We start from the raw sequence: 20,818 nt of genomic DNA on the forward strand, positions 1-20,818 counted from the left end.
TAATCTCGTCATTATCATTATTAAAAAGGTTATTAAATAACTACTTATAGGTATTTGCCTTACTCTTAAGTGTATTTATCTGGCAGCAGCCTTTAATTAAAAGATTACAATAGTTACAAAACTATTAATCATAATTACTTTATTCACTGAAGCGATTCAGTTTGCATACTTTATTTATACGCCAATGTAGCCTTTCCGCCATAAATATAAATCAGGTTTAATGAACCAAGCAGGAATAATAATGAACGAATATTTTATGTTTGCCCTGGCACTATCTCCTTTACTGCTAATGGTATTTTTAATACTGAAATTGAAAATGCCCATCCATTATTCTGTGTTGATCTCTCTGGTATTCACCGCCGCGCTATCAGCGATATTCTGGGCGATGCCAGTACAGAATCTGAAAGCCGCGATAGGCTATGGCGCACTGAAGGGATTATGGCCGATAGTGATTGTGATCCTCGGGGCCATATTCAGTTATAACGTGATGCAGGCGACAAAAGCGCTGGATATTCTCCGCGATATTCTCGCCAGCATCAGCGAAGATAAGCGAATTCAGGTACTGCTTATTTCGTGGTGCTTTGGGGGATTTCTTGAAGCTGCGGCAGGTTACGGCACGGCGGTCGCAATCCCTATCGGCATTCTCATCGCACTGGGATTCAATCCGCTGAAAGCAGCCATTGCCTCCCTCGTGGCGAATACCGTACCGACGGCTTTCGGTGCGGTCGGTATTCCGGTCTCTATCCTCGCTGAACAGGTTAACCTGTCGGTTTATACTTTAGGCGGGACGATTATTCTGCAGTTAGCCCTGTTTAATATTCTGCTGCCGTTTGTCATTGTCTGCATTATTGGCGGTGGCTTGAAAGCCCTCCGCGGCGTATTCCTTATCACTCTGATATGCGGCATCACTACGCTTATCCCACAATATTTTGTCGCGATACATCTTGGCGCAGAATTACCCGCTTTTGCCGGCAGTCTGGTCAGTCTTTTCGCCGTCGCCATCGCGGGTCGATTGCGTAACGGGAAAACAGATCCCGAGTGGCGTATTGAGGTCAGCCATACCCGTGAAACGACTCCGCGCTCGGCAAAGGTGCTGTTTCGGGTCGGTTCTATCTACATGTTGATTTTTATCTTTATCCTGCTGTGCTCTCCATTATCCCCGGCGGTAAAATCGGCGGCTTCTCAACTGGCTTCAGTACTGCATTTCACGCTGGCTGACGGTAAATCTCTGGCGCTAAAAATCGAATGGATCACAACACCCGGAATGCTGATCATCTTTGCGACCATTATTGGTGGTTTTATTCAGGGGGCATCCGCTCGCGGTATGCTGGAAGTCTTTGGCAAAACCGTGTTCCAGCTCAGGAACTCCATCGTCGCCATTATGGCGATCGTCGCGCTGGCAACGGTGATGGATCTCAGCGGTATTATCTCCACACTTGCCCAGTCCATTGTCGATCTGACCGGCAGCTCTTATGTCTTTATTGCACCGGTGATTGGCGCACTGGGAACATTTGTCACCGGCAGCGACACCAACTCGAATATTCTGTTTGGCAAATTGCAAACCATTGCTGCCAGTAAACTGAATATTGATCCTAACTGGCTGGCTGCGGCCAATACTTCCGGTGCAACCGGCGGGAAAATGATTTCGCCGCAAAGCATCGCCATCGCGGTTTCCGCGACCAAAATGGAAGGACAGGCTAACCAGATAATGTCCGGCACGATGAAATACTGCTGTGCCTACATTGTGATCCTGGGATTAAAGGTCGGCCTCTTTTATTACTGGTTTATGGCCTGAATTCTGTTGAAGGCTGGCGTTGTTCACAATCTATCCTCTTGTCAACCCCATCGAGGGTCTGGCGGTTTGTTGTTCATCAACCTGACCGCCCAGTGAACCAAAAGGTTTACACCGCCTTCGCGATAAGAACGAAGCGGCTGGCTTTACGATTTGTTGGCGCTGACTAAAATAGCGCCGATGTTTCAAATTGAGGATAGTTGTTATGTTGTTCTGGAAAAAGATGGTGAAGAAGTTCGACGCCTTCTCTGCGTTGATTCCACCACGCTACTTCCGGGTGTAAAGCCAGGCAGGCCTGTCAACGACAGGCCTGAGTCTTTCTCCCTGTTTTCTTCTTGCGCAGCCCGCATTTTCTTAACACCACTACCCGCATCCGCAGCCACGCAAAACGGTAGACCAGCGGATGCTGAAACCTGAGCAATGTCAGAAACATAGAGCCTCCCTTCGGCGCTCGCGATGCGCTATAGCACCGTCGCCCGATAACGAACCTGTGGATCCATTATCTGATAACGTGCTTCTATCAGCCGCAGTTCATACGAGCCACGCTCTTTGGTCAGATGCATCACCGAATCCACAATACTGGTGGTTCGCTCCAGCGCCTCTTTATCCTCAAAACCGTTGAGCAACGAGGCCAGCATGACGCTGCATATCAGATCCCCAACGCCGACGGGCATTTTGGCAAAGGTATACAGCGGTCTGGCTGTATGTAATGTCTGTTCCGGTGTGACCAGCAACATTTCAAACGCCTGTTTGTCGCACGAGCAATCACCGAGATGCTTCACCAGAACCTTCTTCACGCCCCACGCCACCAGTTGCTGCGCCGCTGCAACCACCTCGTCAAAGCTGCGTAGTTGTCTGCCCGTCAGCACACCCAGCTCATAGAGATTCGGTCCCATTATGTCGGCCAGTTGAATGGCGTCATCAACAAAAAAGGACTCGACACCCTGGGCCACAATGCAGCCTTTTTGCGGATCACCCATTACCGGATCGCAAAAATAGAGCGCCTGCGGATTGCGCTGGCGGATGGTCGTCACCGCGTGCTTCACCTCTTCGCAATGCCTTTTATCGCCGAGATAACCAGACAGCACGGCATCGCACTGCGCGAGCTTTTGCAGGTCATCCAGTCCGCTGATGATCGCACTCAATTCACCGTGCGGCATTGCCATCCCCTGCCACATCCCGTACTGGGTATGGTTAGAAAATTGCACGGTGTAAAACGGCCAGACATCAATGCCGGAGAGCTGCATTGGCAACACCGCGGCTTTATTGCCGGCATAGCCGTAAACGACTGACGACTGAACAGACAACACGTTTTTCATTTTCACTCCGTCTAACGAAACGTTGGCAGCAGACCAAATACGTCCAGAACAACCGTCAGATAAACAATTCCCCCGCAAACAATCACAAGGTTGAGCACCGTGTTATTGCAGGGCGCGGTATAGCTGGCAGTCGGAAAACGTTTACGTGCAGCCTTCACCAGGAAAGGTGGCAGGATCACGCTCCAGATGGTGAAGGCCAGACCGGCGTAGCCAATCGCATGTACAAAACCATTCGGAAAGAAGAAGCAAACAGCCGCTGGCGGGAAATAGGTCACCAGCGCGGTTTTAAGACGACCGACGCCGTTATCCGGGAAGTGAAACAGATCCGCGATATAATCAAACAGGCCGAGCGTCGCCGCCAGCAGGGAGCTGGCTACGGCAAAGTTGCCGAAGAATGTCAGGATCAGATCCATATAGCGGCTGGTAAACAATCCGCTGATAGCCTCGACAAACACATCAATATTTCCACCTTTGGCAATAATCGGCGGGAACTCAGCGCGGCTGATATTGCCCATCGTTACACCCAGCCAGAAAATATACAGTAGCAGAGCAAATAGCGTTCCAATGATGATGGAGCGCGTAATATTGCGAACCCCTCCTGTGCCATACAGCTTAACCAGGCTCGGCACGTTGCCATGGAAACCAAACGAAATAATGCAGAATGGCAGCGTCATCAGAATATAAGGAATGTACTGCGAGCCCGGTATTGCCACCGCTACGCTATCGATGAGCTTCGCCACTTCGATATGGCCGACCAGTCCGGAGAAAGTGGCAAAGAACGCCACAAATTTACCGATAATCAACACGGTAGTGATCCGCCCGACCAGCAATGAGCTGTACCATGCGATTGCGCCAACTAACATACTGACGATCACCACCGATATATTCGCCGGAAATCGCACGCCACTATATTTAAATACGGTTTGCGCCATCACTGCCGATGACCCGGAGATATAGGCATAGGTCAGAATATAGAGTACAAAGCCAAAAGCGATACCCACCACGATATTCCACTTGCGGCCTAATAAATCCTGAGTAAATGTATTGAAACTGGCACCAGCGCCATAATGCAGATTAACTTCTACCAGCATCAACCCGGTTAATAACATCATGATGGCAATAAAAAGAAGAATAACAGAGGCACCGGGGAACCATACGCCTGCCATCGCAATCGGCAGGGAAAACATCCCACCACCCACTACGGTCGCGATAACCAACATGGTTCCGCTAATCAGTCCGGGGGTACTACTTTGTCGCTCAATGGCGTTAATATCCATGATAAATGTTCCTGTAGACTATTAGTTATAATTACAGCTGTCATTTGTACATCATGCGGATAATAAAAATGTTGGAGTCAGGGTTTGCTTTTTTTATGTCTGTCACGGTAACGGGCACCGCAAAGGCTTCCTGTTCATGGAAAATGAATACAAAAAAGCCCCATCAAAAGATGGGGCCAGAAAAAGATTTAGATATAATCAAAACGTGCAGTAAAGAAGCGAAGCTGCTTCGGCTCATAAATAAACTTCAGCCCGCGAATATCTTCTTTATGCTGGTAAAGTTTAATGATGCCGTCAGCTACCACATCCATATGCGCGTAAGTATAAACACGGCGCGGAATAGTCAGGCGTACTGTTTCCAGTTTCGGTCTGTGGTGTTCACCAGTCACATTATTACGGCCCGCAGAGATAATACCGCGTTCCATACTACGCACCCCGGTCTCTACATAGATGCTTGCGGCAAGGCTTTGTGCCGGGAATTCGTCCTGCGTCAGATGCTCACAGAAGCGACGCGCATCAAGGAATACCGCATGGCCGCCCACTGGTTCAACAATCGGTACACCGGCTGCTTTCAGTTTGTCACCCAGGTAGCGAACCTGCTTCACGCGATGCTCAATATACTCATACTGCATGGCTTCACGCAGGCCAATCGCCATCGCTTCCATGTCGCGTCCGGCCAGACCACCGTAGGATGGCATTCCTTCATAAACCACGACTAACTCTTTGGCAGAAGAGAACATTTCGTCATCGTTCATGCACAGGAAGCCGCCGATGTTCACCAGACAGTCTTTTTTACCACTCATGGTACAACCGTCGGCATAGCTGAACATCTCATGCACGATTTCTGCGATGCTCTTGTTCTCAAAGCCCTGCTCTTGCTCTTTGATAAAGTAGGCATTTTCTACGCAGCGGGTTGCGTCGTAGAACACTTTAATGCCATGTGTCTGAGTCAGTTCACGCACCGCACGCATATTGGCCATTGAGACCGGCTGCCCGCCCGCGAGGTTAACCGTTACCGCCAGACAGATATAGGCAATATTCTCTGCGCCTTTTTCGTCAATCAGTTTTTGTAATTTTTTAAGATCGATATCACCTTTAAAAGCAATATTCAGACCGGCATCGTGCGCTTCGTCACGAACGATATCAACAAACACCGCTCCATTTTTTTCCTGGTGATAACGAGTGGTAGTGAAATACATATTACCGGCAACATACTGCCCCGGCTTAATTGCCAGTTGCGATAACAGGTTTTCCGCGCCGCGGCCCTGGTGAGTAGGAACAATATGTTTAAAGCCAAAAAGTTCCTGCACCGTTCTTTCCAGATGATAGAAGTTTTCGCTGCCCGCGTATGCTTCATCACCCATCATCATTCCGGCCCACTGCTTATCGCTCATTGCGTTGGTGCCACTGTCAGTCAGCAGGTCAATATAAATATCTTTTGAATTTAACAGGAATGTATTGTAACCCGCTTCCTGCATTTTTTTAAGGCGCTCATCACGCGGGATCATAGATACAGTTTCAACGCTTTTAATACGGAAGGGTTCTGCCGGATAATTCATTTTGTTTCTCCAGTAACAGTGGTCATGTACGTATTAATGTGAAGTAAAGCATACCTGGCTCATCAACAGAATCTGATGAAATATAACTATTCGCCTCCTGATTCAGGGGGAGAAATAATGTGGAGGCACTATGCAAGATTTGATTGATTATGGAAATAGTCAGGTCAACATTAATCACTGGCAATAATTTAAAAAGCTGTAAATATGAGTGATGAAAATCACATATATTTTTTTTACCCATTCATATTCAACAAGTTTTTTTTTGCCTTTTGATTTGCAGTTTGCCATCAGATGTCGTCGAAGAGGGGAAATACTGAAAACTTAACTTTCCAGGCTGTTCTCATAATGTATTGGCGAATGAGTACACCCCGTTTTGTGAGAGTCGGATCACTTCACAGGATTATAATTGTGATTCACATCACTAAAAGTGTAAAGCAAAGTGTACAAAACACTGTAGTTTCATAGTTTGCTATTTACTTCAGTGATTTAGATCTCATTTTATACCTGATGCAGACAGGTGTTGTTTTCTGGAACGTGATTCTGCTTGGGCAGGCAAATGGAGATGGAGTTATCGGATGAACAATACCGTATATCCGCATATTTATTGGGATGGGAAGGGTTTTCTCTTATTCTTAATAACGAGTTAATGACTCTTATTAGATCTTATTTTCACCTGGATTTTATCCTTTTCACTGAAGTAATTTACAGGTGTTTTTATTAGGGCGATGCGAAGATGCGGATAATAGAAGGTTGCATCGTGTTGACCATCTGCGGACTCAAACCCGAAACGTCTGAATGCGCGCAGTGGAAAAGTTGTCGGTGCATAAAAAAAGCAAGTGCGGGGTTTATAGGAGTGATTGCGGGGAAGCGTTAAAAGGGGATGAGCTGGTAAAAGCGCCTGCGGGCGCCTTTATTGAGCCTTTAGCACAGCATATTTTTCAGTTCTTCTGGGGTATACGGCGGCATGCGACGGTGCAGCATGGCATGACAGTTTGGACACTCGGGGATCAGGTCATTGATGGGGTCAAAGCGGTAGTTTTCTTTAATTGCCGATAAGGGTACCAGGTGATGAACATGGATAAACCCTTCGGCAATCTTGCCGTAGACCTTTGACATATCGATGCTACACACTTTGCACTGACAGCCGTGATGGCGAAGCGCCACCTGTCGGGCATTGCGGTCGCGCTCATAGCGATTCACGGTCACCTGAGTCGCTGCCCCCTCTATATATTCAGTTTGCGCCTCGAGTTCTTCAGGGAAGATCGTGTCACTCACCGCCGCAGCACGATTTTTATCCTGAACAATATAAAAACCTTGCTCAGTCAATAATCTGACGCATTTCGAACTAATACCGCCGGAGAAATCCTGAGGGGTAAACGCTTTGCCCGTCAAAAGCGTCGCTGCAATTCCGGCAATGGTTTTTGATGGATAGCGACGCCCCTGAAATTCCAGCTCGTAATTTGAAACGGTGCGAAAAGCCCGAGTCATAGGCGTGAATGGCCTTGATAATGTACTCGCGCGGCAGCGTGTCAGGGAGTTCATTCATGGGTCAGGTTCCTTTAACCAAAGGCTTTCTGAAATAACGGCAAGCGATAAAGTGACGTCGATAGTGTATCGGCCTCACTCCTCTTGATCAGGTGATATTTTGCGAGCATCATCGCAATTATTTACCTGATAATGAAATCAATGACTTCCAGTAAAACCCTGCAACAGGCAGTTGCCGACATCACCATCTGGCGTAAAGGCGAGCAGCGTGCGCCGCACAAGCCTCTGCTGCTGCTTCATGTGCTGGCGGGTTATCAGCAGGGCCACGGCCGCCTGTTTGACTACGGTTCGGAAGTTCGCGACCCGTTGCATAGCCTACTGGAGCGATTTGGACCACAGCGCGCGCAGTACCGTCCGGATATGCCCTTCTGGCGCTTACAGGGAGATGGATTCTGGGAGCTACAAAATGCCGAGCAATGCTCAACATCCGGTAGCAACAAACAGCCCCCTGCCGGAGAATTGGTGGCACACAACGTTGCCGGAGGCTTTGATGAACAACATTTTTCCCTGCTGAAAAAGAGCAAAAACCTCATCAACACCCTGGCACAACAAATTCTTGAGGCACACTTCACCGAAAGCATTCAGGAAGAGATCGCGGATGAACTGCGATTTAATATCCTGCAAATCCGCAAACAGCGGGACCCGTTGTTCCGCCAGCAAGTTCTGCGCGCTTATAACTATGAATGCGCCATTTGTGGCTTCAATATGCGCCACGATAGCACTTCAGTTGCGCTTGAAGCCGCCCATATCAAATGGAAACAGCACGGCGGCCCGTGCGAGATTTCAAACGGCCTGGCGCTGTGCGCAATTCATCATAAAGCCTTTGATAAAGGTTCGATTGGGCTGGATGAAAGTATGCGGGTTCAGGTGTCACCCGCAGTGAATGGCAGCGGCATGGTGGGCAGACTGTTCTGGGATTTCGACGCTAAGCCGATAGCACTACCGATGGTGCGCGAAAACTACCCAAAAGAAGGTTTTTTGGAGTGGCACAGGAAGGAGGTGTTTCGGGGGTGAGTGCGAAGGCCGGACTCGCCAAATCAATATAAACATCTGAATTACATAAATATTAAAAAATTTAAATCTTCGTTATATACTCACTTGTATACTCAATTTATTTTAGTTTGCTATCATTATAAATCAACGAGTTAGAGCAATGTATATAGTCTCAGTTTTGAGCCATTTTTACCAGCAGGAAACAACTGAAACTCTCCGCTTCAACGAGGCTTAGCTAACATCCCCGGATAGTGTTTCGCAATAATGTCATTCATCCTTTCTATCAACTCCAAACGCTTGAACGTCAGATGGGCTGTTCCCTTTTGAAAGTAACGAATACTGAAGAACTCATCCTCGTACATATCCTTAGCAGGGTTATCCCGAATATGTTCCATCAACCGGGTAGAGATATCACCACGGTTGTCGGGAATCGGTTTGCCATCGAGTAAAAACAGCATCCGCTCCAGATCCGCTAGTTGATCCCGCCTCCAGCCCCAGTTCAGACTAAATCCCCAGCGGTTATGCGTCACCAGATTGTTAATGATGATCTTCTTACCAAAGCTACAAGGGCTATTGGTCTTATAATCCCATGACAGACCTTTGAACACATTGATGATCCCACGCTCAAATACATCCATTTTATTCAGATGTAACTGCTCAAAAGTACTGAGTATATTCACCTCGCTGATAGCAGGTAGATCACCCTGCTCCAGGTTCTTATGCCATTGGTCGCGCGCCTGAGCATCCATCAATGCCATCATGCCAGACTTCAACATCAAATCACGCCAGATACTACGGTCAATATTGCGGGTGACAGCAGGGATCGCTTTATCCACAGTTTCAGTCAGCCAACTATCGTAGCGGTGCCCGGCTTTCATCGCCCAGTCTTGCGCCGTACCACCGCCAACTTCAGAGGTTAACCGTGAAATGGCATCAAGCTGCTGGATGAGCTGTTCAATTTGCAGCAGTGCAGCATCGCGGCCAGAAACTACTCGTTCGATACTGGTCGAACAGATGAGTTCATTGTGTTCCGTTAATACAACGGGTTCTGTTTGCATCGTCAATCATCCATAAAAGCAAACATGCCTGCCGGAAATGGCAGGCGCATTATGCGATGAATAAATAAGGTGGGAAGTTCAGAGGTAAAAATCAGGAATGATGCTCGAAGAATTTATATATTCATTAATCCGGTAGCTCGCCTGGCTCTGAGAATATCGATAGCGGTCAGAAATGGTGTCTGATCTTGCCATGTAAACCCTTTGCGGTCAGTGCGTATCAGTTCATAGCGTTCCACCAGAAAGTTCACCGCATCAGCCAGTGTTATTCCCGCTTCGATATGTTCCTGGATGGCGAAATCATCATGGAATGGTGTGTCGTTTAGCGTTAGACCGTAATGGTGTTCCAGCAGATAAGTTAATAGTTGCTGCCAGACCTGCACTGGCGACAGGCGTGACGAAACTGGCACCGTGACCGGTACAGTTGAAATATGCATGAGTTGAGTCCCTGATAAAGGAAGAGGAAGGTGTTACCTGGTTACGGCTGACTGGGGTAAATAGCGATGTAAACGTAGCCATGAGAGCCGAGAGTGTCAGCTTCACTAGTGAGTCCGTTGTGATGCAGAGTGACAGAGTGCTGACTGCGGGGATCAAGCTCTCCAGTGGTGAGCATCCGCTCTAGCTGTTTCATTATTAGTGGAAACGCCTGATCTAGGCGCAATGCTTCATCGTCACTGAATGAGCCATTAAATCCTGCCCGGTCGGCCAAAAAGTATAGGCGGTTGCCTTCGTGTACCAGACGAGCGCCGAAGCACGGCGTGATATTACGTTTTAATCCCCACTGAAGGCAGGATGTGTCCTCCGCCGATGTGCCGGATATGGTGGTCGACTGCATTAATATATTCCTTAATGATTGAGTGGGATGATTAGTTCACCGTCACGCAGCGAAGAATAGCGTACGGGCCTGCCCGGTCCTGACGACGTTCAACAAAAACAGCGAGTACGCCGCTGATATCCTGAACTTCACGTCCATAGTAATGGCATACACTGCCATGCCACTGGTAGTGACCTGTACAGAAGGCAGATAGCCTGGATTCGGCATACTGACGATAAATATGCATCGCCTGGCGCTTACTGATAATTTTCATTCTCCACCTCACAACAAGCCACATTCAGCAAAAGAAACCACTTCATTCCCGACTACAAGATGATCCAGCACACGCACTTCCACCAGAGCCAAGGCTTTAGCAATCCGCTGAGTGACATGTTTATCCTGCTGGCTGATTTCTGTCGTGCCGGACGGATGGTTGTGTGCCAGAATGACCGCAGCGGCGTTATGTTTCAGGGCTGATTTAACCACTTCGCGGGGATGCACTTCGGTATGACTGAGCGTGCCGGTAAACAGTGTTTCTCGCTCCAGCAGGCAATGCTGATTGTCGAGATACATCACGATGAAGACTTCCCGCTCCAGGTGAGCCATCTGCAGTTTCAGCCATGTTTTTGTGAGGCTGGTTGAGGTAAATGACTCACTTGGTTGACGCTGGTATTTATCCAGCAGACGTAATGCTCGCTGGATGACTCGCTGCTCGTTTGCAGGAAATACCGGAGATAAGTTGATCGTAGACATGGTTGTTCCTTAGAAAGAAAAGCCCTTCCGAATCTTCGGAAAGGCGTTAAGGGAAAATAGTGGAAGAGATCATGAAGCAAGCTGCAGCATATTCTCAGCCATCACCCAGAGGGCACGGTTGAGCTTCACATCACCGTCAATACCTTTCACTGCTCGGGTATGGGCGCGCTTTCCTTTGGTTGTTCTCCCCGATAGCCCGCCTTTGATCAGGTTTTCCTGAATGCGCTGATAAGTGGTCCACAGGTCGTTACTTTCGTCCTGCCAGCGGCGTGGTGAAAGTATCTGCGACTCCGTCACCGGCTGATGCTCTTCTCCAAAGCGATAGGTTAATGCGGCTTTCGCCATTGCCTGCTGTGCGGGTGGCGGCAATAAAAGCGACTGCATGGCATCGCGTTTCTCTTCTACGCGGTCAAATATCCCCAGTACTTCGTAGGCTCCTTCAATGACTTTCTCGACTATGTTGCCTTTATGCGGTACTCGCACCTCCCCGAACGACTCACCGCAAATCAGCCCATTTTGGCAAACGGCTCTGAATAACCCCGGTAACATCTGATATGAGCTGGAGCCGTCGTGGCTGTTTAGTAGAATAATTTCTGGAACCTGTTTGCCAGTAATCTGACCTTCACGACGCAGGCGCAGCATGTGCTTCGTATGCTCTCGTTTGCTCTGGTCTCGAACTCGAGTCTGGCAGGCAAAGAATGGCTGGAAGCCTTCACATTGTAGGTTATCGAGCAGGGAAATAGTCGGGATATAGGTGTACCTGTTACTGCGGGATTCATGCTTTTCTTCGCTAAACACACTCGGCACATAATGCGCCAGTTCGTCGCGAGTTAACGGACGGTCGCGACGAACGAGATTCACCGCACCAAAGCGGCTGGCTAAACGGGTCATAAAAACTCCTGTGAAAAATCGGCATAAAAAAGGCCACCCCGAAGGATGGCCTGGATTGAAAGGCAGGATTATTAAGGCAAAATCGAAGGTTGTATCTGCGATGTTGCCTTTTCTGAATCTGGTAACGGCAATGCAGATAGTTCGGCAGAACTAAGCTTTCCTGCGCGGTAAAGTTGCAGTTTCACCAGAATCGGCGCTTTTTGCGACTGAAGGTAACTCAGGCACCATTCCCGCTTAAGGACCATCCTGACCGGGACAGGCAAAAGCTCATATGCTTTGTTGAAAATAACTTCAACAAAAGCATCGTCACTAAGTTTATCCTCGGCAATATTCAACAGACCATTGATGACAATATTTTCCAGTAACAGCCTGTATTTGTCAGAACCAATTATCGAAGGTTTTACCGTGTTTTCCGGTAAGCGTTCAGAAGGTGTGTCATGATTTTCTGCAGGTGCTTTTCCGCGTGGGAAATTCAGCTTTTCTGTAAGGCTACGAAGTTTTCCTGTGCTATTTTCAGACATGGTATTTTTATCCTGTGACCTCCGCATCTTGCCATCAGGCAAGTACGGCGAGTTTTTTTATCGCTTTTATCAGGCTAAAGGTTGTCAAACCTGCACCCAGAGCCTTGACCGTGACCGAATGGCTTCGCATCAACGTAATCCCCGCTACGCACAGGACAAGTTGCCACGTACAATCGGGCCATAGGGGCTCATTAACCGGCATGTTCGTAACCACTTCACTTTGACTATGCACGGAAAACACCTCTACTTGTAGCCATTAGGGAGCCATTGGCCCTGTTTGCGGATATCAGTAATAATACCCCCCTCTTTGACAGAAATGGTACGCCAGCCTGGTTCTTTGCTGGATGCATTCCCATAGGTGTACCCGACAGTCATTGTCAGGTTTTCTCCTGAAGTTGTGGTGAGATCAGCCTCATATTTGGCTTCGGTATTTTGTTTGCGAATAAAACGCACGGTATTGATTGCAGAACAACGAATACTGCTTTTCGCATATTCAAAAGAATTGTTAGCCATCTGACATCCGTCGTTTTTAATTTCATCCGTCAGGTTTGCAGAAGCATTAAAGTTTTTAGGAGCAGGTACGAAATTCGCCATATCGCTGCGCATGGTTGGCGGATCTGTCTGAAGCACAAGATAAACAGGACAATCTGATTTTCCGACTTCACAGGCTTTTGCGACGTAATCACGAACAGGCCATCCGGCATTACCGAAATATTCCGCACCACTTTCATCTTTGCATTGTGACCAGGTAGCTTTTTTCCCCATCATAATGCCGTCTACCAGCACACAGGTGACGGCCTTTACAGGCTTACCATCCCACCGGACTGCATCAAAGGGCTGAATGCCTGTATGGTTCACGTCAAGCGTGTAGGCCTGTGGATTCTTGGCTAGTCGATCATTCGCCTGTTTTAGTTGGCTACTGCCTTCCTGGGTCAGGAAAAAGGTATAACGTTCGGGATGTATGTCGCCGTGAATTGTCATTGCAGACGAGACCAATGGAATAAACAGTGCTGCAGAGCTGAGAGATAAAACAACGAGTTTACGCATAAGGTTTCCTTTCAGTTAATTAATGATTAATACAGTCCTGCCATGTGGCATCAGCCAGTGCCTCATTCAGCCCTTTGGCGCTGAATTTTTTAGAGATAGCGGCATTCATAGAGGTCATTTTTATTACGTCTTTTTGACTTGTCGCTTTTAGCGCAGTAAAGGTCGTTTCATCCAGAGGATGGTTTGTACCATTGATACTGACTCCAGGATCAGAAAGCCCTGTTTGTGACGAGACGCGGTAATCCTCCGCAGGTACGCTGTAAGCAGCAGCCAGCTTTCCGCTTGTGCAGGTCAGTGTGAGCACTTCGCCTGAAGCATTTTGAGTATTGAGTTCAAACTCCATGGCACTGATGTTCCCGTACCAGTCACCCCATTGCTGGTCAGCCTGTACGGCGCTAGCACTGTGGCTAAGCAGCAGTAATCCAGCCAGAGTTGCATAATAGTTTCTGAGCATTCTGGTTTCCTTTCCTGATGATTTAGATACAAAAAAGCCCGCTTCCGTTTTAAGGAGAGCAGGCTGATCGTATTGATTAAATGAGCTAGCGGATAATCGTTAATACAGATCAGTTTGAGTAAATTGATCGTTATTATCTATCGTAAAAACGATCAATAATGTATTATTGATAGCTACTGGCTATCATGCATGTGCATATCGATCGTTACGACAGATCAATGAACAGAAGCCACACCAGTAATACATACCGGCGCGGCTTCATGTGGGTAATATAGGAGTCAAAATATCTGGAATATTTTCAAGGTGCTTTGATGGGGGAGGATTTATCCTGAACAATAAGCTCACCAGCCCACACAGGATAATTCATCCCCTGTTATTTGTTTCTGATTCTTTTTATTTTTTTCCTTTTACGGGTAAGGTATGTATCCCTGGCACGCTTAAACTGGTGATACAGTTCTGGTTCTGATAATGTTCCTCCAACATAGAAAGTCCAGACTGCATGGATAGCTAAATATATTTCTTTTGATGTTGATGGCTGAATAATTTCAAATGCATCATGCCAGCCAATCCTGTTAACTTTGGAAAGTGTACTGCCGCCTTCCGGAGAAAGATCTATGGTTCTGTAACTTACCTTTTTCTTGCCACTTTTATACTTTGAATTCTTGTCATTAGCTGCGTCATTGCGGGGTGATTTATTGTAGTCTTCCTGCGAAGTACTTTCTGACATATGCTTATTACAGTTGTCATCTTTGTTGTCAGCAGAATATGTTGGGCTGGTATCATCTTCACCAGATAATGCAGCACTCTTCTCCGGGGTGTCTGTGCTTTGGTCGTAAATACGCATTCGCCTGGACGGTTTATTTTTCATATATTCCCAGGCCCACTGGCATAACTCTGTATTGTCCATGGGAATGTTTAACTTACGTTTTGCTTTAAACTTGCTATCCCATTGGGATCTTATGTTTTTTATAAATGAGAGTTTATCAATGAAGTATGCTGGAACTAAATCCATAAAATACAGAATGGAGTTATAACGTTCTTTATGGGATGTGGGATATGTATGCAGCGATTTTATTTCTGAAAGAAAAGGTTCTAACGCAATTACATGCTGAGTATTTGGGTTGAAATTACCATAAACTGATAGATCAGCCAGAGAGCGAACATGACTAAATTTTTGTGGCACAACCTCCTTTTGGATATTGAGCATTTCAGAAGATAGTTGAGGACAATATTTTTTAATGCTTAACCACACAAAATAACAGGCATGCTCATTTTTCCTGAACCATTCAAACTCTGACTCCGGAAGAAGTGAGTCAAGAAACAACTCTATTTTTCTTTCATAATAAACAATAACATCAAGTGCACCTGAATGATAATGACTGATAATTTCAGACAATAATCCGGAGGCATCCCCCATGCTCATTCGGTAAATTGAGTTTATTCTTTTCATGTTTTTTAGAGGTGAGGACAGGTAGTAACCGGTCATGGGTTTGTTTTCCATTACAAACCAATAGAAAACGGACAGTTCTCTTTTTGTTTTTATTTTTAGCCTGTAACTCTCATTCTTTCCTTTGCTTAAATTCATATTTTACCTCTTCGAATTCCGGACTCACTTTACAGCATCTTCATTATTTTTATATTGATAATAGATGTAGTGCATTACATAGTCAATTGGTGGTTTTTTCGTAGTTTTTCTGTAGTGTTTTTCTTGATGCACTGTCCTTCACAACTGACAATTCATCTAAAAACACCTCGATTTTAGAAAGGGGTGTAAGGATAGTTTTCTTTTCGCAATAGTTAAAGGCCATAACCTGACCCTGCATGCTTTCAGTAATGACTTTCCCCCACTATGGAGACTCTCTGTAAAAAAGTAAAACCATACATATACGCCCAATGAAATGAAAGATGCCGCACTGGTGTCCCCTGAGCATTTTCGGAGACTTCATTTCATGAACATGATTGATATTCACAATGACCAGATGGTTGATATGGCGTTCATAGTCGATTTCACTAAAATGACCGATAAGTGGGTTTATAAACTGATTCAGGAAGGAAAATTCCCAAAACCGATTAAACTGGGTCGCAGTTCTCGCTGGTTTGAAAGTGAAATTATCACCTGGCTTAATGAAAGAATTAAAGAATCACGGGCTGAATAAAACGTTGTACTTTTCTTCAAATATCGCCACTAACTTTATACATGTCTTTTAAGTCCTCACAGCTTACCCTGCCTGAATAAGCATACCTTTCCAATAAAGGTTCTTATGTTATTGGTATTAACATTATCAATTAATCACCAACACACAGAATTACTTATCTGATTATGATAATTACCATTAGTCAACGACAACACAGACATGTATAAATACTTTAAACCATCAAAGCCACAATGACCTAAAAGTATTGTAGCTGTTTTATGAGAGCAAGCTATATGAGTCAGTCAACTGACATTCTCCTTAACTGTGCTGAGATACATAATGGTAATCACTCTACAGTGATTACATTATCAGACAGCAGCATTCACACAGAAAAGCTTCATCGCATTTATACGTTATTGCAAAAGCTTGTCAGAAAGAAATCACTTCCCTTTAACATACTGGCTAACCACTCAGGTTATAATCAGACTTGTCATATTGTTGAAGTGCTGGATATCATCCATCTGCTTGACCAGATACCTGATGTATTTCTTGAAATACGTAAGCTCCACCCGCTAATCACTTATTTCCAACAAACTCTCAAACGGTATAATTTTTATTGCAGAATACATAACGGTGCCATTACCAAAGGTGATGCAACGAACACTGCCATAATGCTGAATAAGCTGGTAGGTGAATATCGTGATGAAGTGATTAAACCAGAGTTCAGGCAGGAACTACGGAAATACCAGCGTAATTCAGTAAAGAATCTGAAAGGAATAAAAAACTATATTCAACATCTCTTTAACCAGCGTGCACGACTGCTGGCAATACGTTTGGACCTGTCATGGGCAAAAGTGCATTCAGGCAGTATTACGCCTGAGATAGCGAGACAACAACGCCAGCAACTGTTACGCAATATGAAACGCAACCGGTTATTCAAACATGTCCTGGGTATGGTATGGAAACTGGAATACGGGCCAGACAGAGGCTTCCATTATCACACCTTATTCTTTCTTGATGGCAATAAAACCCGCAGTGATATCTCTATCTGTACTCAGTTTGGTGAGTACTGGGCAAAAGTGATTACTAAAGGCAAAGGTACGTACTTCAACTGTAATGCACAACATGAACGTTATGAGAAGCCTGGTACAGGGATGGTGAAGTATGGCGACATCTTGAAGCAGGAAGGGCTACAGCGTGCTGTGGCCTATCTGACCAAGATAGATACGTTCGCGCGCCTGGCCTTACCCGGCAACGCCAGAACCTTTGGGCGAGGTGAAATTAAAGCCGTTAACACGAAGAGCAAACGTGGCAGGAAACGGACTCAGCCACCGTAACTCCACTTCCAGTCAAAAGCGTCAGCATTCCCCTGGATGCCTGTGTTCTCACGGGCATCTTTCATTCATTCCGGAGTTAATTATGTATAAGCCTGTTTATGCGCCTTTTGCTGTTACCCATCATGGCGAGCGGGTCGCGCCTGACACTGTGATGCAGGAAGATTACGATAGCCTGTTCTGCGAATTCTGTAGAGTGAAAATTAGCGTTATTATTGATGGTCTCACTGGCATAAAAAGTTTTGTTCATACACCACTGCGCCGGGAAACGGTAAGCAAACTCGCCGCCTGCCCTTACAGCAAATCTGCAAAAAATTTAGCCATCGGGAGTAAACCTCCAAAACAGACGCTACGCGTAACGTTCGCTCCTCTACGACCAGGGAACTCCCGTCGCCTTCCCTGCAAAACGACTAAGCAAAAATGGCGTTGTAGCTGGTGCCATATCTGTTGGAATGGTGAAAAGTTATGCCCGCAATGTGAAGATTGGATCTATGCAATTAGTGCCTAGTTCTTACCACCTGAGTTTTGGCGCTGCGACTTGCAGATCTATAACCCATTATTTAAATGTGGGATATTTGAACAATCTTGGCGAATGCGATAAAACATCAACTGGAAGACAATCACAAAGGTGAAGTCAATGGAAAGGAAGCAACAGCCAAAGGTCTGCGTACATCTTCTTGATAAAGAAAAACCGTATTACTTTTCGCCTGAGCAACAAAAATCCGCGCCACCCAACTTTTTCCAGCACTCACTTAAACTTGCCAGGGATAACCGCAATTACATTGCGACCTGCTGCTGTGATCCAGCTCAGGAACTTAAGCTTTATGTCAGAAGCAACAAAGGCTCCGGCCCATTCACTCTCTGTCGTAACCCAAACACCGGTCCTCGGCACAAACCATCCTGCTCATACTACTCTCGTATAAATACTGATAGTGGTGCAAAAGCATATTCATCAGCGGCTGTCAGGGAAGAAGAGGACGGAACCCTTCGTATCGGATTAGATTTTTCGTTACGCGTATCGACGTCGGACCCTGAACGCGCAGCTCCGGCTGCAATACATCCTCCAAGGGAAAGAAAGCAAGTCGAACGTCTTAGGAAAATGAAGATGTTAGGTCTTCTTCATTTGCTTTGGGAAAATACAGGGCTAAACGAATGGGCTCCATATCTGGAAGGAAAGAGAAAACTGACAACAGTAATGAACCGTTTGTATAAGGAAGCCAGTAGCATTAAACAAAGCCGCACAATTCTGGCCGATGTTCTATTGCGACAAGGAAACGAGCACGCCAATAAGAAGGCTGTGAATTACGCCTGTGCGAAAAGTCGCCGTCTGATCGCTATCTCAGAACTTAATGCATGGTCTCCAACTATGAATGTTGGCAATAATCTGCCTCTAGCAGGAACAACGAAGAGCAGCCCTCCTGCCGGGATGCCTTATCTCACCATCGATAGTTCACGTTGGGAAAGGTCCTTAGCCAGATTTCCACGTGATGTAGCATGGTGGCAGCGTGGTGGTAAAATCATTGCTATTGCTGTCACCGACGTACCTGTAAAAAAAATAGCTGAAAAGTCTGGCCAGGAATATTTTTCCGCAAGTGTTCGTCAGGTTGTTTTAATGATGGTGAGTGAACAGTGGATTCCACTCGATTCAGCTTACGAAGGGATCATTGAAGAAAAGCTAGCTAAGGAACGACGCGAGTTTATCAAGCCATTGATTTATGATTCTGCAGAAGATCAATACCATCCCGACTTCATACTCACCGATGTCAATGGTTCAGACTTCGTTCCCCTCGAAGTATGGGGGCTGGATACTGAAGATTATTTACAGCACAGGACCGTGAAAGAAAAATGGTATCAACAGGAGTTTGATGATACTTGGTGGTCATGGGACGCTGTAAGGCATCCGAGAAGCGATGAAATACCGACCTTCCCACAACGAAAAAAACATTACGAATCCAAGTATCCAGTAGAAAAAATGGAAACCAAGTGTTAAATGCCATTCTGAAGGGGAAAGCGGGCAGAATAACGCTAAATGGAGGTGTGCCAGCAAAGCTGGTGAACTGTTTTTCAGTCCTATGAAGATTTACTGAGTACAGCAATCTGGAGCCGCATTCATAACCTTTCACAATTAAGAGCTTGTACATACAGCTGAAAAACCACAGGTTCAGCATGAATCATAACTGCATCTTAATCTGCCCATACCACATCAATTGCACCCATCCACAGTGATGTAAAGCTGATGTTGTGTTTGGTGCAAGATTTGCTGGCATGGCACTAAACAATGTCCTGTTTGTTTCAACTGGATTTATGCATTATCAGGTTATGTTAATAAAACATTGTGAGAATAAGCCCAGAATCGGGCTTCAATAAAACGTTAAATTATTCATTGCTAAGTTGCCAGTGTAGTTTGCAGGAAATATTCGGTAAATATGCAGCCGCAAGGGGCTAATCAATATGTCATTTTATCGTGTTACGTCTCGTCGACTGAGAAGTAACCAAAAAGGTATATGTTAATGACGCAACGGTATACGCCGGAACAAGCCGAACGGATGAAAAAAAGGCGATATTGGGTATACGTGGATAGCGAGCGTTTCAGCAGCGCAGCGGCAGCGAACAAATACGTGGGTGAAAACATTTTTCATGCCGCGTGGCGTGCCGACCTTATTGCTGAATCCGGCGGAGAGGCGATGCAGATCGGTGACAAAACAAAGTCTGTCAGGCGCGGCAATCATACCGTTGTGCTGGAGCGTCGGGGTGACCTGTCGGATAAATCTGTCCGTGATTACAACGCCGCGCGCAGGAAGTTGTTGAATGCTGGCTGGCGCGACGATGAGCTTGACGAGATGGAAAATGGCGAGCTTTATTCGCAATATAAAAGCGAGTTAGAGCGCGAGCGGTTATTGGTACCGCATTTTTCTGGTTATGAAAAAAAGTACTCTCGAGTGGAGATCCGCCCGGCACAAGGGCGTTTCAGACGCGAAGTGATGTCAAACTGGGAAAATCAGTGTGCCATTACTGGTACACGACTTGCTCTTGAGGCTGCACATATCGTAAGTCACGCAAGCGGCGGCACTGCGAGTGTGGAAAACGGCATCTGCCTTGCTGCGGATTTGCATACACTGCTGGATTCTGGCCACCTGCTTATTCTTGATGGCATTATCCACCTGTCGGATGAAGCAAAAGACGATCTCCGCTACGTAACTTTGGAAGGTTCTTTGCTGCGAGTCCCGCGCGTCAAAGTTCATTTCCCGGCACTTTAACGAGTTTGAACTCAAAACGTAATGCCATCCTTTCGTTAAATCCACGATGCATGAAATGAGAGAATGCGACTA

General features: G+C 46.2%; 20 protein-coding genes and 1 pseudogene. 7 read left to right on the forward strand and 14 right to left on the reverse strand.

The features are described from left to right. Positions 1-241: 241 nt before the first annotated feature. The gene (locus SK36_RS18015) at positions 242-1,795 is read left to right on the forward strand and encodes an L-lactate permease (protein ID WP_048222176.1); all 1,554 of its coding nucleotides are present in this window, start codon (positions 242-244) and stop codon (positions 1,793-1,795) included. A gap of 458 nt (positions 1,796-2,253) precedes the next feature. On the opposite strand, the gene pdxY is transcribed toward SK36_RS18015, so the two are convergent. The 4 genes and pseudogenes from pdxY to SK36_RS18035 form a co-directional block, all read right to left on the reverse strand. Continuing rightward, a complete protein-coding gene (gene pdxY, locus SK36_RS18020; protein ID WP_048222178.1) occupies positions 2,254-3,111 on the reverse strand; it encodes a pyridoxal kinase PdxY in 858 nt (285 codons plus the stop codon). An 11-nt stretch (positions 3,112-3,122) separates the two neighbouring features. Then, a complete protein-coding gene (locus tag SK36_RS18025) occupies positions 3,123-4,388 on the reverse strand; it encodes an aromatic amino acid transporter (protein ID WP_045439321.1) in 1,266 nt (421 codons plus the stop codon). Between the two features lie 188 nt (positions 4,389-4,576). Continuing rightward, the gene (locus SK36_RS18030) at positions 4,577-5,947 is read right to left on the reverse strand and encodes a tyrosine phenol-lyase (RefSeq protein WP_045439318.1); all 1,371 of its coding nucleotides are present in this window, start codon (positions 5,945-5,947) and stop codon (positions 4,577-4,579) included. A 921-nt stretch (positions 5,948-6,868) separates the two neighbouring features. Continuing rightward, positions 6,869-7,493: pseudogene (locus SK36_RS18035) on the reverse strand (HNH endonuclease). Between the two features lie 140 nt (positions 7,494-7,633). On the opposite strand from SK36_RS18035, the gene SK36_RS18040 reads away from it, so the two are divergent. Beyond that, positions 7,634-8,506, forward strand: a complete 873-nt coding sequence (locus SK36_RS18040) for a phosphorothioated DNA-binding restriction endonuclease (protein WP_082138890.1) — start codon at positions 7,634-7,636, stop codon at positions 8,504-8,506. 200 nt (positions 8,507-8,706) lie between these two features. On the opposite strand, the gene SK36_RS18045 is transcribed toward SK36_RS18040, so the two are convergent. The 10 genes from SK36_RS18045 to SK36_RS18090 form a co-directional block, all read right to left on the reverse strand. Then, positions 8,707-9,543: a DUF4942 domain-containing protein gene (locus SK36_RS18045; RefSeq protein ID WP_048222183.1), complete on the reverse strand. Its 837-nt coding sequence runs from the start codon at positions 9,541-9,543 to the stop codon at positions 8,707-8,709. A 113-nt stretch (positions 9,544-9,656) separates the two neighbouring features. Further along, the gene (locus SK36_RS18050; protein ID WP_048222184.1) at positions 9,657-9,977 is read right to left on the reverse strand and encodes a TA system toxin CbtA family protein; all 321 of its coding nucleotides are present in this window, start codon (positions 9,975-9,977) and stop codon (positions 9,657-9,659) included. Positions 9,978-10,018: 41 nt separating this feature from the next. Next, complete coding sequence (locus SK36_RS18055; protein ID WP_048222186.1) at positions 10,019-10,375, reverse strand: type IV toxin-antitoxin system YeeU family antitoxin; 357 nt, start codon at positions 10,373-10,375, stop codon at positions 10,019-10,021. Between the two features lie 31 nt (positions 10,376-10,406). Continuing rightward, positions 10,407-10,628: a DUF987 family protein gene (locus SK36_RS18060; protein ID WP_048222188.1), complete on the reverse strand. Its 222-nt coding sequence runs from the start codon at positions 10,626-10,628 to the stop codon at positions 10,407-10,409. Positions 10,629-10,636: 8 nt separating this feature from the next. Further along, positions 10,637-11,107, reverse strand: coding sequence for a RadC family protein (gene radC / locus SK36_RS18065; protein WP_038636854.1), 471 nt, complete (start codon positions 11,105-11,107; stop codon positions 10,637-10,639). Positions 11,108-11,176: 69 nt separating this feature from the next. Further along, positions 11,177-11,998, reverse strand: a complete 822-nt coding sequence (locus SK36_RS18070; RefSeq protein ID WP_048222189.1) for a DUF932 domain-containing protein — start codon at positions 11,996-11,998, stop codon at positions 11,177-11,179. A gap of 71 nt (positions 11,999-12,069) precedes the next feature. Beyond that, positions 12,070-12,519 carry a hypothetical protein gene (locus SK36_RS18075; protein WP_048222191.1) on the reverse strand — a complete coding sequence of 150 codons (450 nt, stop codon included), beginning with the start codon at positions 12,517-12,519 and terminating at the stop codon, positions 12,070-12,072. Between the two features lie 243 nt (positions 12,520-12,762). After that, positions 12,763-13,566, reverse strand: a complete 804-nt coding sequence (locus tag SK36_RS18080) for a hypothetical protein (protein WP_048222193.1) — start codon at positions 13,564-13,566, stop codon at positions 12,763-12,765. 19 nt (positions 13,567-13,585) lie between these two features. Beyond that, positions 13,586-14,020 carry a hypothetical protein gene (locus SK36_RS18085; protein ID WP_048222195.1) on the reverse strand — a complete coding sequence of 145 codons (435 nt, stop codon included), beginning with the start codon at positions 14,018-14,020 and terminating at the stop codon, positions 13,586-13,588. Positions 14,021-14,393: 373 nt separating this feature from the next. Beyond that, positions 14,394-15,605, reverse strand: coding sequence for a hypothetical protein (locus SK36_RS18090; RefSeq protein WP_048222197.1), 1,212 nt, complete (start codon positions 15,603-15,605; stop codon positions 14,394-14,396). Positions 15,606-15,969: 364 nt separating this feature from the next. Here SK36_RS18090 and SK36_RS18095 point away from each other — a divergent pair, with 364 nt between their 5' ends. The 5 genes from SK36_RS18095 to SK36_RS18110 all read left to right on the forward strand — a co-directional run bounded on the left by SK36_RS18095 (position 15,970) and on the right by SK36_RS18110 (position 20,746). Next, positions 15,970-16,176, forward strand: a complete 207-nt coding sequence (locus SK36_RS18095; RefSeq protein ID WP_048222199.1) for a helix-turn-helix transcriptional regulator — start codon at positions 15,970-15,972, stop codon at positions 16,174-16,176. A gap of 650 nt (positions 16,177-16,826) precedes the next feature. Beyond that, positions 16,827-17,492, forward strand: a complete 666-nt coding sequence (locus tag SK36_RS25085; RefSeq protein ID WP_231593085.1) for a YagK/YfjJ domain-containing protein — start codon at positions 16,827-16,829, stop codon at positions 17,490-17,492. Between the two features lie 82 nt (positions 17,493-17,574). Continuing rightward, positions 17,575-17,997: a putative zinc ribbon protein gene (locus SK36_RS23985; RefSeq protein ID WP_075261801.1), complete on the forward strand. Its 423-nt coding sequence runs from the start codon at positions 17,575-17,577 to the stop codon at positions 17,995-17,997. Between the two features lie 129 nt (positions 17,998-18,126). Further along, positions 18,127-19,479 (forward strand): DUF1173 family protein, encoded by a 1,353-nt coding sequence (locus tag SK36_RS18105; protein WP_048222205.1) that lies wholly within the window; start codon positions 18,127-18,129, stop codon positions 19,477-19,479. Between the two features lie 514 nt (positions 19,480-19,993). After that, positions 19,994-20,746: an HNH endonuclease gene (locus SK36_RS18110; protein ID WP_231593086.1), complete on the forward strand. Its 753-nt coding sequence runs from the start codon at positions 19,994-19,996 to the stop codon at positions 20,744-20,746. The last annotated feature ends 72 nt before the right edge of the window (positions 20,747-20,818 follow it).

The organism is Citrobacter sp. MGH106 (assembly GCF_001037495.1).
Taxonomy (GTDB): domain Bacteria; phylum Pseudomonadota; class Gammaproteobacteria; order Enterobacterales; family Enterobacteriaceae; genus Citrobacter; species Citrobacter murliniae.

Bases quoted from the DNA above. Each gene is read 5' to 3' on its own strand.
- SK36_RS18105 (WP_048222205.1), top strand. From the start codon at position 18,127: ATGGAAAGGAAGCAACAGCCAAAGGTCTGCGTACATCTTCTTGATAAA.
- radC (WP_038636854.1), bottom strand. From the start codon at position 11,107: ATGTCTACGATCAACTTATCTCCGGTATTTCCTGCAAACGAGCAGCGA.
- SK36_RS18050 (WP_048222184.1), bottom strand. From the start codon at position 9,977: ATGCATATTTCAACTGTACCGGTCACGGTGCCAGTTTCGTCACGCCTG.
- SK36_RS18080 (WP_048222193.1), bottom strand. From the start codon at position 13,566: ATGCGTAAACTCGTTGTTTTATCTCTCAGCTCTGCAGCACTGTTTATT.
- SK36_RS18030 (WP_045439318.1), bottom strand. From the start codon at position 5,947: ATGAATTATCCGGCAGAACCCTTCCGTATTAAAAGCGTTGAAACTGTA.
- SK36_RS18055 (WP_048222186.1), bottom strand. From the start codon at position 10,375: ATGCAGTCGACCACCATATCCGGCACATCGGCGGAGGACACATCCTGC.
- pdxY (WP_048222178.1), bottom strand. From the start codon at position 3,111: ATGAAAAACGTGTTGTCTGTTCAGTCGTCAGTCGTTTACGGCTATGCC.
- SK36_RS18040 (WP_082138890.1), top strand. From the start codon at position 7,634: ATGACTTCCAGTAAAACCCTGCAACAGGCAGTTGCCGACATCACCATC.
- SK36_RS18025 (WP_045439321.1), bottom strand. From the start codon at position 4,388: ATGGATATTAACGCCATTGAGCGACAAAGTAGTACCCCCGGACTGATT.
- SK36_RS18045 (WP_048222183.1), bottom strand. From the start codon at position 9,543: ATGCAAACAGAACCCGTTGTATTAACGGAACACAATGAACTCATCTGT.
- SK36_RS18110 (WP_231593086.1), top strand. From the start codon at position 19,994: ATGTTAATGACGCAACGGTATACGCCGGAACAAGCCGAACGGATGAAA.
- SK36_RS18015 (WP_048222176.1), top strand. From the start codon at position 242: ATGAACGAATATTTTATGTTTGCCCTGGCACTATCTCCTTTACTGCTA.
- SK36_RS18085 (WP_048222195.1), bottom strand. From the start codon at position 14,020: ATGCTCAGAAACTATTATGCAACTCTGGCTGGATTACTGCTGCTTAGC.
- SK36_RS23985 (WP_075261801.1), top strand. From the start codon at position 17,575: ATGTATAAGCCTGTTTATGCGCCTTTTGCTGTTACCCATCATGGCGAG.
- SK36_RS18090 (WP_048222197.1), bottom strand. From the start codon at position 15,605: ATGAATTTAAGCAAAGGAAAGAATGAGAGTTACAGGCTAAAAATAAAA.
- SK36_RS18070 (WP_048222189.1), bottom strand. From the start codon at position 11,998: ATGACCCGTTTAGCCAGCCGCTTTGGTGCGGTGAATCTCGTTCGTCGC.
- SK36_RS18095 (WP_048222199.1), top strand. From the start codon at position 15,970: ATGAACATGATTGATATTCACAATGACCAGATGGTTGATATGGCGTTC.
- SK36_RS18060 (WP_048222188.1), bottom strand. From the start codon at position 10,628: ATGAAAATTATCAGTAAGCGCCAGGCGATGCATATTTATCGTCAGTAT.
- SK36_RS18075 (WP_048222191.1), bottom strand. From the start codon at position 12,519: ATGTCTGAAAATAGCACAGGAAAACTTCGTAGCCTTACAGAAAAGCTG.
- SK36_RS25085 (WP_231593085.1), top strand. From the start codon at position 16,827: ATGCTGAATAAGCTGGTAGGTGAATATCGTGATGAAGTGATTAAACCA.